Origin of the sequence: Pseudomonas sp. NFX1 (assembly GCF_051123555.1) — a bacterium.
GTDB classification, from domain to species: domain Bacteria; phylum Pseudomonadota; class Gammaproteobacteria; order Pseudomonadales; family Pseudomonadaceae; genus Aquipseudomonas; species Aquipseudomonas capeferrum.
In genome coordinates this window covers 4070853-4085310 of sequence record NZ_CP169366.1, presented here as the reverse complement: position 1 = coordinate 4085310, position 14458 = coordinate 4070853, and the positions used below count along the sequence as shown (strand labels likewise).

The 14458-nt window shown below is 63.9% G+C and carries 18 protein-coding genes; 9 read left to right on the top strand and 9 right to left on the bottom strand.

The window, feature by feature from the left end; all coding sequences use genetic code 11:
• Window positions 1–23 precede the first annotated feature (23 nt).
• Window positions 24–467 (bottom strand): winged helix-turn-helix transcriptional regulator, encoded by a 444-nt coding sequence (locus tag DJ563_RS18385; protein WP_274097425.1) that lies wholly within the window; start codon window positions 465–467, stop codon window positions 24–26.
• 99 nt (window positions 468–566) lie between these two features.
• Here DJ563_RS18385 and DJ563_RS18380 point away from each other — a divergent pair, with 99 nt between their 5' ends.
• Window positions 567–1790 carry an MFS transporter gene (locus DJ563_RS18380; protein ID WP_434518142.1) on the top strand — a complete coding sequence of 408 codons (1224 nt, stop codon included), beginning with the start codon at window positions 567–569 and terminating at the stop codon, window positions 1788–1790.
• Here the strand turns inward: DJ563_RS18380 and DJ563_RS18375 are convergent.
• From DJ563_RS18375 to DJ563_RS18355, 5 genes are all read right to left on the bottom strand, one after another.
• Window positions 1778–2461, bottom strand: coding sequence for an OmpW/AlkL family protein (locus tag DJ563_RS18375; RefSeq protein ID WP_014589498.1), 684 nt, complete (start codon window positions 2459–2461; stop codon window positions 1778–1780). The genes DJ563_RS18380 and DJ563_RS18375 overlap by 13 nt on opposite strands.
• A 109-nt stretch (window positions 2462–2570) precedes the next feature.
• Window positions 2571–3143, bottom strand: a complete 573-nt coding sequence (locus tag DJ563_RS18370; protein WP_434518141.1) for a DUF3299 domain-containing protein — start codon at window positions 3141–3143, stop codon at window positions 2571–2573.
• Window positions 3144–3151: 8 nt separating this feature from the next.
• Window positions 3152–4417, bottom strand: coding sequence for an ABC transporter permease (locus DJ563_RS18365; protein WP_434518140.1), 1266 nt, complete (start codon window positions 4415–4417; stop codon window positions 3152–3154).
• Entirely contained in the window at window positions 4417–5127 is a 711-nt protein-coding gene (locus DJ563_RS18360) for an ATP-binding cassette domain-containing protein (RefSeq protein WP_434518139.1), read from the bottom strand. The genes DJ563_RS18365 and DJ563_RS18360 overlap by 1 nt, the downstream gene beginning before the upstream one ends.
• Window positions 5128–5697, bottom strand: a complete 570-nt coding sequence (locus DJ563_RS18355) for a DUF2796 domain-containing protein (protein ID WP_434518138.1) — start codon at window positions 5695–5697, stop codon at window positions 5128–5130.
• A gap of 133 nt (window positions 5698–5830) precedes the next feature.
• Between DJ563_RS18355 and DJ563_RS18350 the strand changes: the two genes are divergently transcribed.
• Both DJ563_RS18350 and DJ563_RS18345 read left to right on the top strand, forming a co-directional pair.
• Window positions 5831–6175 (top strand): hypothetical protein, encoded by a 345-nt coding sequence (locus tag DJ563_RS18350; protein WP_047583494.1) that lies wholly within the window; start codon window positions 5831–5833, stop codon window positions 6173–6175.
• 99 nt (window positions 6176–6274) lie between these two features.
• Window positions 6275–7825 carry a hypothetical protein gene (locus DJ563_RS18345; RefSeq protein ID WP_434518137.1) on the top strand — a complete coding sequence of 517 codons (1551 nt, stop codon included), beginning with the start codon at window positions 6275–6277 and terminating at the stop codon, window positions 7823–7825.
• Between the two features lie 16 nt (window positions 7826–7841).
• Here the strand turns inward: DJ563_RS18345 and trxA are convergent, their stop codons facing one another.
• Genes trxA through DJ563_RS18330 form a run of 3 tightly spaced genes read right to left on the bottom strand, consistent with a single transcriptional unit; the run spans window position 7842 to window position 9858 of the window.
• Window positions 7842–8714 carry a thioredoxin gene (gene trxA, locus DJ563_RS18340; RefSeq protein WP_033703453.1) on the bottom strand — a complete coding sequence of 291 codons (873 nt, stop codon included), beginning with the start codon at window positions 8712–8714 and terminating at the stop codon, window positions 7842–7844.
• A gap of 31 nt (window positions 8715–8745) precedes the next feature.
• Window positions 8746–9405 carry a class I SAM-dependent methyltransferase gene (locus DJ563_RS18335; RefSeq protein ID WP_186661117.1) on the bottom strand — a complete coding sequence of 220 codons (660 nt, stop codon included), beginning with the start codon at window positions 9403–9405 and terminating at the stop codon, window positions 8746–8748.
• Entirely contained in the window at window positions 9406–9858 is a 453-nt protein-coding gene (locus DJ563_RS18330; protein ID WP_274097433.1) for a YbaY family lipoprotein, read from the bottom strand. It abuts the gene before it with no gap.
• 105 nt (window positions 9859–9963) lie between these two features.
• On the opposite strand from DJ563_RS18330, the gene nrdR reads away from it, so the two are divergent.
• The 6 genes from nrdR to nusB all read left to right on the top strand — a co-directional run bounded on the left by nrdR (window position 9964) and on the right by nusB (window position 14444).
• Window positions 9964–10428 carry a transcriptional regulator NrdR gene (gene nrdR / locus DJ563_RS18325; protein WP_016393425.1) on the top strand — a complete coding sequence of 155 codons (465 nt, stop codon included), beginning with the start codon at window positions 9964–9966 and terminating at the stop codon, window positions 10426–10428.
• A gap of 2 nt (window positions 10429–10430) precedes the next feature.
• Window positions 10431–11561, top strand: coding sequence for a bifunctional diaminohydroxyphosphoribosylaminopyrimidine deaminase/5-amino-6-(5-phosphoribosylamino)uracil reductase RibD (gene ribD / locus DJ563_RS18320; protein WP_274097434.1), 1131 nt, complete (start codon window positions 10431–10433; stop codon window positions 11559–11561).
• A 42-nt stretch (window positions 11562–11603) separates the two neighbouring features.
• Window positions 11604–12269, top strand: coding sequence for a riboflavin synthase (locus DJ563_RS18315; protein WP_033703448.1), 666 nt, complete (start codon window positions 11604–11606; stop codon window positions 12267–12269).
• Window positions 12270–12287: 18 nt separating this feature from the next.
• A complete protein-coding gene (ribBA, locus tag DJ563_RS18310; protein WP_033703446.1) occupies window positions 12288–13379 on the top strand; it encodes a bifunctional 3,4-dihydroxy-2-butanone-4-phosphate synthase/GTP cyclohydrolase II in 1092 nt (363 codons plus the stop codon).
• Between the two features lie 91 nt (window positions 13380–13470).
• A complete protein-coding gene (gene ribH / locus DJ563_RS18305; protein WP_003255395.1) occupies window positions 13471–13947 on the top strand; it encodes a 6,7-dimethyl-8-ribityllumazine synthase in 477 nt (158 codons plus the stop codon).
• Window positions 13944–14444, top strand: coding sequence for a transcription antitermination factor NusB (gene nusB, locus DJ563_RS18300; RefSeq protein WP_033703445.1), 501 nt, complete (start codon window positions 13944–13946; stop codon window positions 14442–14444). Before ribH ends, nusB begins: the two co-directional genes overlap by 4 nt.
• The last annotated feature ends 14 nt before the right edge of the window (window positions 14445–14458 follow it).

Sequence of the window (14458 nt, the reverse complement as noted above, 5' to 3'; positions counted from 1 at the left end):
GCTGTGGCAAGGTGGCCACGGAGTTATCCGTGGCGCACCAACCTGCGCTGGCAATCTTCCGGCCGCAACACCCGGCCATCCTCAGTGCGCACTTGCAGCGGGGCGATCGCCTGCCCTGTGGCCTGCTCCAGCAGTGCCGAGCGCGCCTCACCCGCTTCGAACAAAAAGCGCTCACCCCACTGGCGCAAGGCAATCACCAGCGCAAACACCGAGCGGCCCTTCTCGGTCAGCACGTATTCCTTGTAGGCACTCCCATCCGAAGCCGGCTGCAGCTGCAGCAAGCCACTCTCGACCAGCAACTTCAGGCGTGACGCCAAGATGTTCTTGGCCAACCCCAGGTTTTTCTGAAACTCGCTAAAGCGGCGCAAACCATCGAAGGCATCGCGCAAGATCATCAGCGCCCAGCGGTCACCGAGCACTTCGAGGGCTCGGGCTACCGGGCATTGTGCGTTTGTTTCGTTAAGCATCAGCCAATACTCTTCGATTGTTCTGGTTGCAGATTAAAACCACATTTGCTAAAAATCTACATGTGGTTTTAATTTGAAACCAGTTGGAAGGGATACCCTATGCACCGCTCAAGCACTTCACCGCCCCATCTGACCCGATCAATGACCCTGTTGCTGGCGCTCACCTGTGCCATGGCCGTGGCCACCGTATACGTCGCCCAGCCACTGCTTGAGTCGATGGCATTGGACCTTGGGGTAGGGCAGCAGCGCATCGGCTGGGTGGTGGGTGCTACCCAGGCGGGTTATGCGCTGGGCTTGCTGCTGATCGTGCCGTTAGGCGACCTCATCGACCGCAAGCGCCTGATCATCGGCCAATTGCTGGTCTCGGCCCTGGCGTTGGTGGCGGTCGGCATGGCATGGGGCTGGGCGGTGCTGCTGGTGGCGCTGGCCATGGTCGGGCTGATGGCGGTCATGGTGCAGGTGATGGTGGCGCATGCCGCGACCCTGGCCACGCCCGCGCAACAGGGGCAGGCGGTGGGCACCGTCACCAGCGGGGTGGTGCTGGGCATTCTGTTGGCGCGTCTGGTGTCTGGCGTGGTCGCCGACGTGGCCGGCTGGCGCGTCGTCTATTTTGCCGCAGCCGGGGTGCTGGTGCTGATGGCCGGGCTGCTCTGGAACGGCATGCCTGGCACCCGGCCTGCGGCGCAGCGGTCCAGTTACCTGGTGCTGATCGGCTCGCTGTTCGCTTTGTTCAGACAAGACCCGCTGCTGCGCCAGCGAGGGTTGTACGGATTATTGATCTTCGCCGCCTTCAGCGTGCTGTGGAGCGCCATGGTGCTGCCGCTGAGTGCGTCACCGCTGGCGCTCAACCATACCCAGATCGGGCTGTTTGGCCTGGCGGGTGTGGCGGGGGCCTTGGCCGCTGCCCGGGCCGGTCGCCTGGCCGACCAAGGGCGGGGCGATCGCACCACCGGTCTGGCCTTGGGCGTGCTGACGCTGTCGTGGCTGCCGACGGCGTTCGTCGAGCACTCTCTACTGGCGTTTCTGCTGGGTGTGGTATTGCTCGATTTCGCGGTGCAGGCGGTGCATGTCACCAACCAGAGCCTGTTGCTGGCCGGGCGCAGCGCCCTGGCGAGCCGGCTGATTGGCGCCTACATGTGCTGTTATTCGCTGGGTAGCGGGCTGGGTGCGGTACTGGCGACCTGGGTCTATGCCCGTTGGGGATGGGCTGCGGTGTGCGGGTTGGGGGCGGGGATCAGTGCCACAGCGCTGGGCTGCTGGCTAGTGTCGAGCACCGGGAGTGCGGCCGTGGCCGCCCTCCCTGCCCAGGATCAGAACTTGTAGCCAAGGCCGACCATGTACACCCACGGGTCAACGTCGACGTCGACCTTGGTCTTGCTGTAGCCCAGTGCGGTCGGGCCGTTGACACTGGCCTTGGTGTCGATGTCGACGTACCAGACCGAGGCGTTGACCAGCAGGTTGTCGGTCAGCATGTAGTCCATGCCCAACTGGCCAGCGATGCCCACCGAATCCTGCAGTTTCAGGTTGCTGAAGCCCTGTTGCTTGCGTGCGCTGCTCAGGTCTTCATCGAAGAACAGGGTGTAGTTGATGCCCACGCCGGCATACGGCTGGAACCTGGAGTTGGGTTCCATCGGGTAGTACTGCAGCGACAGGGTCGGTGGCAGTTGCTTGATGTCGGCCAGCTTGCCGTCCAGGCCGCCGCCCAGGCCCTTGACGCCGACGGTGTGCTTGAACGGGGTGGCCGCCAGCAACTCCAGGCCGATGTGGTCGGTGAGCATGTAGGCGAAGGTCAGGCCCAGCTGGGTGTCGCTGTCCAGGGTCGCCTTGGTGCCCGACACCTTGTTGCCATCGAACTTCAGGTCGCCGCTGCTTTCGTTCGGCGCGGTAGTGATGGCGCCGGCGCGCAGAATCATATCGCCCGCCTGGTAGGCGTGGGCGGCAGGGGCGGCAAGAGCAAGGGCCACAAGCGAGGCGCCAAGCAAGGACTTGTTCATGGAAGCTCCCAGAGGACATTAATAATCGAGTAGTCCAATGGTACGGAGTCGTCTAAACAGAAAGTTTGATCCAGCTCAAAGAAGCGTCGTAACGAATTCGAAACAGTTCTCACTTCAGCTCATAAGCGTATATTTTCTCGGCTTCCATCTGGTATCCGGCGTCGGCCAGCTCGCTGCTGGAGGCTCTGACCTGCAGCTTTCCCTCGATCCAGTAGGGTTGATAGAGGTCTTCGATGCGCACACCCATCTCGCTGAAAATATGCACGATCTGGTTCGAGGGCGGCGGGGGCACGTGAATGCAGGCGCCGTAGTAGGGCACCAGCAGAAACTCGGTGGTGCGGCCTTCCTCGCTGACTTCCAACGGCACGATATAGCCGGGCAGTTTGATCTGCTGGCCGTCCAGGCTTTGCACCACCGGTGCATTCGGCGCCTGCTGGTGGGCGGCGGGGGCCGACTCGGCAGACAGGGCGTCGCTCAGTTGTGACAGGTCGTGCAGTGGCGCCAGCTGCGGCGGGATGACGGGTGCGCCTTCCGGGATCAGTGCGGGCCAGTCGAGTTCGCGAGGGTCGGTGGCCCAGGCAGGTAACGCCAGCGTGAGCAGCACAAGCAGGACGATCTGCACGGCGTGCACTGGCCGCTTCGCGGGTAAACCCGCGAAGCAGGCGGTGAGGTTCGAGGTCATGACGGTTCTCAAAGGTGAATCGACAAGCCATCGGCCAGCGACTGCCGGTAGGCACGCCAGGCCGGCACGCTGCCCATCAGCAATGCTGCGCCAAGGATGATAGCCAACAGCGTCCACTCGTGAGCACTGGGCATGGCCAGTGGCAGGAACAAGCCGTAATTGGCCTGCACATAGCCCTGCGCCACGGCGATGCCAGCGTACAACAGCCCCAGCCCGGCCACGATCCCCACCACTGCCAGCGACAGCGCCTCGAGTATCAGCAGCCCTGCGATATGCCAGGGGCGGGCACCTACCGAACGCAAGATCGCCATCTCCCGGCGGCGTTCGTTGAGGCTGGTAAGAATGGCCGTGAGCATGCCGATCAACCCGGTCAGCACCACGAACAGCGAGACCACGAACAGCGCCTGCTCTGCGGTACCCATCAGGCTCCACAGTTCTTGCAGGGCAACCCCGGGCAAAATCGCCAGCAAGGGTTCGTTGCGGTACTCGTTGATTTCTCGTTGCAGGCTGAAGGTGGCGATCTTGCTGTTCAGGCCGAGCATGAACGCGGTGATGGCGGCGGGTTGCAGGTCCATGCTGCGGGCCTGTTCGGCGCTGATGCGCCCGGCGCCACGGGCCGGCACGCCGTTGTGCCAGTCGACGTGAATGGCCTCCATGCCGCCCAGGCTGATGTGCAGGGTGCGGTCGACCGGGGTGCCGGTGCGTTTCAGTACACCGACCACGGTGAAGGGTTTGTCGTCGTGTTTGACCAGGCTGATGGCCGCCACGCCATGCGCCAGCACCAGCTTTTCGCCGAGCCGGTAGTGCAACGCCTCGGCCACCTCGGCGCCGAGCACCACTTCGAACGGGTCGTCGGCGAACGCACGGCCCTGGCTCAGTTCCAGGTGCTGCCTGCGGCCATATTGGTAATGGCTGAAATAGTCGCTGGTGGTGCCCATCACGCGATAGCCGCGGTGCGAGTCGCCGAGCGAAATGGGGATCGCCCACTTTACCCGTGGGTCCTGGGCATAGTGCTGGTAGCTGTCCCAACGGATGTTGTTGGTGGCGTTGCCGATACGAAACACCGAATACAACAGCAGGTTCACCGACCCCGAGCGGGCGCCGACAATCAGGTCGGTGCCGCTGATGGTGCTGGCGAAGCTGGCGCGGGCCTCGGTGCGTACCCGCTCCACGGCCAGCAACAGGCACACCGACAAGGCGATGGCGAACGCGGTAAGGAAGGCGGTGAAACGGCGGTTGGCCAGGCTGGCCAGGGCAAGACGAAGCAGGTACATCAGGCCTCCCGGGGCTTGGCGGCGCGGTTGAGTTCGGCCAGGGAAAGGTGCCGGTCGAACAGGGGGGCCAGGCTCTGGTCATGGCTGACGAACAACAGGCTGGCGCCGGCCGCGCGGCACTCGTCGAACAACAGGCGGATGAACGCTTCGCGGGTGTCGGCATCAAGGGCCGAGGTCGGTTCGTCGGCGATCACCAGTTCGGGCTGGCCGATCAGCGCCCGTGCGGCGGCAACCCGTTGCTGCTGGCCGATCGACAGGCTGTCGGCGCGACGGGCGAGCAGGGCCGGGTCACCCAGGCCCAGATGGGCAAGCAGCGTGGCGGCAGCGTTATCGACGCTGCCATGGCGCTCGGCCGCCCGTGTGGCTCGGCTACGCGAGAAGCGGCAGGGCAGCTCGACGTTTTCGCGCACCGAAAGAAACGGCAGCAGGTTGAACTGCTGGAAGATGTAACCGGTGTGGTCGACCCGGAAGCGATCGCGCGCGCCCTGGCCGAGGTTGCCGAGGTCGCGGCCAAGCAGGCGAATGCTGCCCTGGCCAGGCAGATTCACCCCGCCCAGCAGGCCCAGCAGGGTGGTCTTGCCACTGCCGCTTGGGCCTTTGAGAAACAGCGCCTCGCCGGCCGCCAGATGAAAGGCGGGAATATCCAGCAGGGCCGGCTGGCCTGGCCAGGCGAAGACCAGGTCATGCAGTTCGATCAGCGGCTGGCTCATTCAGAACGCAACCGCAGCCTTGGCAGGCGTTGCTTCCACGCCTTTCTGGCCTGTCGGGCCGATCAGTTGCACATTGATCTTCTGGGTTGCCGGGAAGGCTTTGAACAGGGGGGCGAGGTCGATCTGGGTGAGCGTGTCCGGGTTCGCGCAGGTCAGTTGATAATGCGCACCGATGTCGCTGTGTTGATGGCCGTGCTCTTGTTCGTCGCCATTGTCGTCGGCTTTCGGCGCGTCGCCGAACAGGGGGCTTTCCAGCGCTTGTGCATCGTCCTTGCAGCCGGCAGCCGCGGCCAGCCCGAACAGTTGCAAGGGGTGTTCGAGTTGCTGGCGCACGGCGGCCACCTTGGCCTTGTCGGCATCGCTGCTGGCGGCATGTTCAAAGCCGACCAGGTTCATGGCCGGGCTGTCCAGCTCCAGCTCCAGGGTATTGCCATCCAGCACGGCATTGAGCTTGGCCACGCCGTGCTCGTGGGCGCCGAGGGTGCCATGGGCGTGATCATGGTCATCGTGGGCATGCGCTATGGAAAGGGGCAGCAGGGCGAAGGGCAAGGCGAGCAGCAGGCGACGCATGGAAGGCTCCAGGAGCAGGCTGGGAATGATTTGGTAATGTTATAACAACTTTTCTCTACGCCGCCAGCCTGTGTGGTGCAGGTTTCATGTTGCTGTAGCATGGCCACATTGACCTGTGCTCAAGGAAAAGATCGTGCGAATTCGCGGAAAGATTGGAGATTGGCCGGTGGATTTGTCCATCGAGTTGGAGCCGGCAGAATGGGCGCAGTTGGGCGGACAGCTCGGAGTGCCAGCGGTGCCCCGAGAAACGCCTGACGAAGTGACGGGCGCGCCGCGCCAGGACGACCGCATCTGGGCCGCAGCGCAAGCGTTGCTGCGCCAGGCGGGGCAACTCAATGGCCCGCAACTGCTGGACCGTCTTGAAGCACTGGGCGAAAGCCCGGCGCAGGCCAAACGGCTGTTGGTCCGTCTGCGCCATTGCGCGCAGGTCAAGGTGACGAGTGGTGCAGATGCCCCCGTGTTTACCTGGCTTGGTTAGCCCGCAGCTCGACCCGCCTCGGACCTGGTAAATCTGCCAGTAGTTGCATCGCTGCTTGTGTTCTTAGAATAGGCCTCGCCCGTTCAGGAGCATCGGCAGATGAGCGATGAAATGCGGTCTCAGTACGATTTGTTCGGCTGGAAAGTACGGCTTGATTTCTACTCCAGGCCAGTCAATTACAGTTATGCGGTGTGGCATCGAGGCGTGGGTGACACGCGCCCTGAAGACACCGAAGCCTTTGACTTCGAGCGCGTCATCAGCCCGGGTACAAGCTGGGAGCATTGCACGGGATTGCTCGGCCTGCCTTGGCTCGAGTTTCAACCCTATCCTCATGAACGGCCCATCCTCATTCGCCGGAGGCTGGCCAGGTTCGTGCGTACTTCCATACGCAGGGATCTTGGCGAAGTCATCCGCAAAGTCAGCGAGCTCACAGCCGTAGAGGCGGGCGAACCCTACTATTTGCATCAGCAGTTCCACTTCGATGCGTTTGTCGGCACGCTGGATGCCGAGAAGGTCCTCAGGCTCCAGGTGGCCAGGGGATCGACTTTTGCTTTGGGTTATCTCGAATCCTTGAAGCGCGACGAAGAAGCCGCAGAGGGTTTTCGCGCGCGATTTGAAGCGTTACCGGACGAGCGTCGGGTCATCAGGATGCGCCGGCTGTCCATCGAACCTGGGAGTGACTGGCTGATCAAGCCACTGTATTTTGCCATTCGCATGGTGCCTGAACTGAGCCAATGGGACACTTTCACCATGGCCTGCAACCTCTATATGACCTACCAGGCAGAGCCTGGCGGCCGCATTCCGGTGGACGGTGCCTGGGCGCTCGGCGAAGAGGTTCATATTGCCCGGGCACTCGTGGATGACCGTATCATCCCCAGGTCCGCACCGCCCAACCAGCACTTCATGGGGCTTGCCAGCCTGCTCTATCCGGAAGGCGGGATCAGAAGTCTCAGCGTTGACAGGTCCGCGCCCGTGACCTCCGCTTGGTACAAGGACCGGTTTTTCAGCCCGCCAGCGGCCGTCAACGCGGAGAACATGTATCACGCCGAGCCGTTGATCAAAGTCGTGGATGGTGTGCGCAGCCGGACCCATGTGACGCTCACGCCGCAAACGCTGCCCGGTGTGTCATGGCAGCTTGGCGAATCTTCCGAGGGGCGTTACGAGCCTGATCGTTCGGGCTGCTGGTACTGCCCGCCGGCAGATCCTCAACCTGAATACGATCAGGATGGCAAGACGCAGAAACCCTGTGCGCTCAAAGCCAGTCTTGGCGAGCTATTGACCATCGATGTGCTGGAAAGCCGTTACTACGGGCGTGTTTTTCACTCCACCTTCGTGATTATCAACGCGTTCCCTACGCATTTTTTCAGGGTGCGCAACGACAACGGGCGTGTATCGCTAAGGTTGTACTACATCGGCACCGGGGGCGCTCAGGTAGAGGTCGACCCCCAGGTGATAGAGTGGCAAGTGGTCGCTGGGGATGGTCGCATGGCCCAGGATGGGACGTTCACCCCAGGCCACAGCAGTACATTCTCGGTGGTTCAGGCCATTGAGCCGGATGAACGACAGCGTTACTGGTATTGGGCTTTCATCGTGATCCCTGTCCCACTGATGGATGTCGACACATTCGTCGCCATGAGCGACCCACGATAAAAGTGGTCTTGTCGCTTCAATACATCGCGGCGAAAAGCTTGCGCCGATACGCACCGACCAAGGGGTGATCGCCGCCCAGTAATTCGAACACCTGCAGCAGCGTCTTGTGCGGCAGACCATTCTCGTACCCGCGGTTGCGCTGGAACAGCTTGAGCAGGCTTTCCAGCGCTGGCTCATACTGCTGACGCGCCAGCTGTTGAATGCACAGTTGGTAAGTGGCTTCATCATCCAGCGGATTCTGCGCCAGGCGGCTCTTGAGGTCGGCAACTTCCGGCAGGCTGGCGGCCTGGCGCAGGAAGGTCAACTGCGCCTTGGCACCGGCCAGGGCTGCCTTGTGTTCGTCGGTCTTGACCGCGTCCAGCACCACTTCAGCTTCGCCCAATTCACCCCGTTCGGCCAGGCAACGGGCGTACAGGATCAGCGCCTCGGCATTGCTGTTGTCTTCGCCAAGCAGCGCCTGCAGCAGCGCTTCGGCTTCGGCAAAACGGCTCTCGGCGAACAGGGCCTTGGCCTGCTCCAGTGGCGAAGCGGTAGGGGCGGCAGGCATCTGCACGTGCGGTTCGAGCAGCGCGCGGATCGCCGACTCCGGCTGCGCACCGGCAAAACCATCAACCGGCTGGCCGTCCTTGAACAGCACCACGGTCGGCAGGCTGCGAATGCCGAACTGGGCGACCACCTGCTGTTCTACGTCGCAGTTGATCTTGGCCAGCAGCAGCTCGCCCTGGTAACCCTCGGCGATCTTCGCCAGCAAGGGCATCAGCGCCTTGCACGGGGCGCACCACTCGGCCCAGAAGTCCACCAGCACCGGCTTGTGGAAAGAGTTCTCGATGACCAGTTGCTGGAAGGTGGCATCGGTGGCGTCGAAAATGTACGGCGTGTCTTGGCTCATCGCGACTCTCGCAAACTCGTGAATGGCACCACTATAAAGGCTCGCGGCTAGCGTGGTACAGGCTGACCCGGCGGAATTCGTGGGGCTCGGCCAGGTCCGGCAGGGTAAGTGCGTCGAGCACGCCCAATTGCCGGTACAGCGGGTGGCAGAAGTCGCGAACCCGTGAGTCCGCCACCAGGGCCTGGCGACCACGGCCGAGGAAGGCGTCGAGCAGGGGCAGGTTGGCGCGGTCATACAGCACATCGGCGACCAGGATCAGGTCGAAGCGGTCGTCCTCGGCGAAGAAATCGCTGCTGTAACCCAGCGCCACCCCGTTCAGCGCCGCGTTGGCGCGGCAGGCGTCGAGGGCCAGCGGGTCGAGGTCGCAGGCCACCACTTCCAAGGCGCCAGCGCGGGCTGCGGCAATGCCGGCGATACCGCTGCCGGCGCCAAAATCGAGCACGCGCTTGCCGGCCACCCAGTGCGGGTGTGCGGCCAGGTAACGGGCCATGGCCAGGCCGCTGGCCCAGCAGAAGCTCCAGTAGGGTGGCTCTTCGAGGATGCGCCGGGTTTCTTCGCTGCTGAACGCGCGGTCCATGTTCTGGTCGTCGATCAGCCAGAGCTTCAGTTCGCATTCAGGCAGCTCGCTGGCCACCAGGCGCGCTTCGCCGATCAGGCCGCTGAGGGCTTGTTGCAGTGCCAGGGGTGCCACTTACGGTGCCTTTTCGAAGCGCAGCGGGCCGGTGGCCTGGGTCTGTGCCTGGGTAATGCGTACCGGCGGCAGGTGCATGATCAGCTGGCCAGAGCGGCTGGCACGGCCACGCAGCTCTACCCGGGCACCGGCCGGAAAAGCCTCGGGGTTGAAGCGCAACTGGTAAGGCAGCGCCTGCCCGGTGCCGCTCAGGTTGCTGCTGGCCAGCAGGCGTTGCGGGCGGTCGCGTTCGTCGATGACCAGCAGGGCCAGTTCCACATCGGCCCCGGCCGGGATTTCCAGCAAGGTACCGCTCAGTTCGCGCTGGTAGGCGGGCAGCGGGCCAAGGGGTTGGGTTTTCTTGGCCGATTTTGCTGGCGCGGGCGCCTGGGCCTGTTCGGGCTTGGGCCGGTCGCTACCGCAAGCGGCAAGCAAGGCGGCGCAGCACAGCACGACGAGCGCTCGATGGTGCATTGGGTCATCCTTCAGGGGCAGATTTCCCTGGATGTTAACCCCTTTGGCTTGTCTTGCCAGTGGGATGCGCTACCATGGCCCTCCCTTTTTTTGTTGCCTGCCACCATGCACTGTCCCTTTTGCGGTGCCAACGACACCAAGGTCATCGACTCTCGTCTTGTCGCCGAGGGCGAGCAAGTGCGCCGCCGTCGCGAGTGCGTCGCCTGCGGCGAACGTTTCACCACCTTCGAAACTGCCGAACTGGTGCTGCCTCGGCTGATCAAGCAAGACGGCACGCGCCAGCCCTTCGACGAAGACAAGTTGCGTGCAGGCATGCAACGGGCACTGGAAAAACGCCCGGTCAGCGTCGAGCGCCTGGAAGCGGCGCTGGCGCACATCAAGAGCCGCCTGCGCGCCACCGGCGAGCGCGAGGTCAAGTCACTGGTGGTGGGTGAACTGGTGATGGCCGAGCTGCGCAAGCTCGACGAAGTGGCGTATATCCGCTTCGCCTCGGTGTACCGACGCTTCCAGGACCTCGACGAATTCCGCGAAGAAATCGACCGCCTGGCCCGTGAGCCAGCCAAAGAGTGAGCATGCCCAGCCAGACCGCGATTCTCGACGCCCACTACATGGCCCGTGCCTTGGAACTGGCTCGCAAGGGTGTCTACAGTACCCACCCCAACCCGCGCGTGGGCTGTGTGATCGTGCGCGATGGCGAGGTGGTGGGCGAGGGCTGGCACGTGCGCGCCGGTGAGCCGCATGCCGAGGTGCATGCCCTGCGCCAGGCCGGTGAGCGTGCCCGCGGCGCCTGTGCCTACGTCACTCTCGAACCCTGCAGCCACCATGGCCGCACGCCGCCGTGCGCCGAAGCACTGGTCAAGGCCGGCGTGGCCCGCGTGGTGGCGGCGATGCAGGACCCCAACCCACAGGTAGCGGGGCAGGGGCTGCGGCGCCTGGCAGCGGTGGGTATCGAGGTCCACAGCGGCGTGCTCGAAGCCGAGGCTCGGGCCCTCAACCCAGGCTTTCTCAAGCGCATGGAGCACGGCCTGCCGTTCGTCAGGGCCAAGCTGGCCATGAGCCTGGACGGCCGCACCGCCATGGCCAGCGGCGAAAGCCAATGGATCACCGGCCCCGCCGCCCGTGCTGCGGTGCAGCGCCTGCGCGCCCGTTCAAGTGTGGTGCTCACCAGTGCCGCCAGCGTGCTGGCCGATAACGCACGCATGACCGTGCGTGGCGCAGAGCTTGGCCTGGATGATGAAACCCGTGCCCTGGCATTAAGCCGCACGCCGCTGCGCGTGCTGATCGATGGCCGCCTGCGGCTGGCGCTGGATGCGCCGTTCTTCCTGGTCGGCCCGGCCCTGGTGGTGACGGCTGCCGCAGCAGATGCGCGGTACGCCGAAGCGGGCCACGAGCTGCTGAGCCTGCCAGGCGCCGATGGCCAGGTCGACCTGCCCGCGTTGATGCGTGTGCTGGCCCAGCGTGGCGTCAACGAGATTCTGCTGGAAGCCGGCGCGGGCCTTGCCGGTGCGTTCGCCCGGCAAGGCCTGATCGACGAGTACCAGTTGTTCGTCGCCGGTACCTTCCTGGGCTCCCAGGCCCGCCCGCTGCTGGAGTGGCCCCTGGCAACGATGAGCGAAGCGCCGCGACTGAAAATTACCGAAATGCGCGCAGTGGGCGATGACTGGCGGGTCACGGCCATCCCCCTGCCGGCGCCCGGCGTATAATGCCAGGCTTGCCCTGCGCAACCCGTTCTTGAGGAAGACCCCATGTTCACCGGTATCATCGAATCCATCGGCACTGTCCGCAGCCTGACCCCCAAAGGTGGCGACGTGCGCGTCTACGTCGAGACCGGCAAGCTCGACCTGGGTGACGTCAAGCTCGGCGACAGCATCGCCGTCAACGGCGTATGCCTGACCGCCGTCGAACTGCCGGGCGATGGCTTCTGGGCCGACGTCAGCGTCGAGACCCTCAAACGCACCGCCTTCATCGACCTCAAGAGCGGCAGCAAGGTCAACCTGGAAAAGGCCCTGACCCCCACCACCCGCCTGGGCGGCCACCTGGTCAGCGGCCACGTCGACGGTGTCGGCGAAATCATCTCGCGCAGCGATAACGCCCGCGCTATCCAGTTCCGCGTGCGTGCACCCAAGGAGCTGGCCAAGTACATCGCCCACAAGGGTTCGATCACCGTCGACGGCACCAGCCTGACGGTCAATGAGGTCAATGGCGCCGAGTTCGAGCTGACCATTGTCCCGCACACCCTGTCCGAAACCATCATGGCCGACTACCGCGCAGGGCGTCGGGTAAACCTTGAGGTCGACCTGCTGGCCCGTTACCTGGAGCGTCTGCTGCTGGGCGACAAGGCTGGCGAACCGAGCAAGGGCAGTGGCATTACCGAAAGCTTCCTGGCCGCCAACGGCTTCTTGAAATCCTGATTGAGAAGGGGGTGCCGAGTGGCGCTCAACAGCATCGAAGAACTGGTCGAAGACATCCGCCAGGGCAAAATGGTCATCCTCATGGATGACGAAGACCGCGAGAACGAAGGCGACATCATCATGGCGGCCGAGTGCTGCCTGCCTGAGCACATCAACTTCATGGCCAAGCATGCCCGTGGCCTGATCTGCATGCCGATGACCCGCGAGCGCTGCGAAACGCTCAAGCTGCCGCTGATGGCGCCGCGCAACGGGTCCGGCTTCGGCACCAAGTTCACCGTGTCGATCGAGGCCGCCGAAGGTGTCACCACCGGCATTTCCGCTGCCGACCGCGCACGTACCGTGCAAGCTGCCGCTGCCAAGGACGCCAAGGCCGAGGACATCGTCAGCCCGGGCCACATCTTCCCGCTGATGGCCCAGCCGGGCGGCACCCTGGCCCGCGCCGGCCACACCGAGGCCGCTTGCGACCTGGCGCGCATGGCCGGCTTCGAGCCGAGCGGCGTGATCTGCGAAGTGATGAACGATGACGGCACCATGTCGCGCCGCGCCGAGCTGGAAGTGTTCGCCGCCGAGCACGGCCTGAAGATCGGCACCATCGCCGACCTGATCCACTACCGCATGATCCACGAGCGCACCGTACAACGCGTCTCCGAGCAGCCGGTGGAGAGCGAACTGGGCGAGTTCAACCTGGTCACCTACCGCGATGCGGTGGAAGGCGACGTGCATATGGCCCTGACCCTGGGCAATATCTGCGCCGAAGAGCCGACCCTGGTGCGCGTGCACAACATGGACCCGCTGCGTGACCTGCTGCTGGTCAAGCAACCGGGCCGCTGGAGCCTGCGCGCCGCCATGGCTGCCGTGGCCGAAGCTGGCAGCGGCGTGGTACTGCTGCTGGGCCACCCGCTGGACGGCGACGTGCTGCTGGCGCACATCCGCGAAAGCGCGGGTGATGCACCGACCAAGGTGCCGACCACCTACAGCACCGTCGGTGCCGGTTCGCAGATCCTGCGCGACCTCGGTGTGCGCAAGATGCGCCTGATGAGTTCGCCGATGAAGTTCAATGCGATATCCGGATTCGATCTGGAAGTTGTAGAATACGTGCCCTCCGAGTGACTTGAGGCGGCATTGACGCCCTCTACTCGAGTCCAGACCCCTGCCGAGGCCGCTTGTATGCGGCCTCGCTCTTGAACATGAGAACATCGGAATGACCCTGAAGACCATCGAAGGTACCTTCATCGCCCCCAAAGGTCGCTATGCTTTGGTGGTTGGCCGCTTCAACAGCTTCGTCGTCGAAAGCCTGGTAAGCGGTGCTGTTGATGCCCTGGTACGCCACGGTGTCAGCGAAAGCGACATCACCATCATCCGTGCCCCGGGCGCGTTCGAAATCCCGCTGGTAGCACAGAAGGTCGCCCAGCAAGGCGCGTACGACGCGATCATCGCCCTGGGCGCCGTGATCCGCGGTGGTACCCCGCACTTCGAATACGTGGCGGGCGAATGCACCAAGGGCCTGGCCCAGGTGTCCATGGAGTTCGGTGTTCCGGTGGCCTTCGGCGTTCTGACCGTCGACTCCATCGAACAGGCCATCGAGCGTTCCGGCACCAAGGCTGGCAACAAAGGTGCTGAAGCTGCCCTGTCCGCTCTGGAAATGGTCAGCCTGCTGGCGCAGTTGGAGGCCAAGTGATTAGCGACGAAAGCGATCGTTTCAACCCGCGCGATCCAAAACCTGCGGATGCCGGCAAGCCCTCGAAGAGCGCCAAGCGCCGCGAAGCCCGCAAGCTCGCGACACAGGCGCTGTACCAGTGGCACATGGCGCGTCAGTCGGTAAACGAGATCGAAGCGCAGTTCCGGGTCGATAACGATTTCACCGATGTCGATGGCGCCTACTTCCGCGAGATCCTGCATGGGGTCCCGGCCAAGAAGGACGAGATCGACGCGGCCCTGAAGCCTTGCCTGGCGCTGGCGCTGGAAGAGCTCGACCCTGTCGAACTGGCTGTGCTGCGGTTGTCCACCTGGGAACTGATGATGCGCGTCGATGTACCGTATCGCGTGGTGATCAACGAAGGTATCGAGCTGGCCAAGGTCTTCGGTGCCACCGACGGCCACAAGTTCGTCAACGGCGTGCTGGACAAGCTCGCCCCTTCGCTGCGCGAAGCGGAAGCCAAGGCGAACAAGCGCTGATCCCGGCGCTGGCC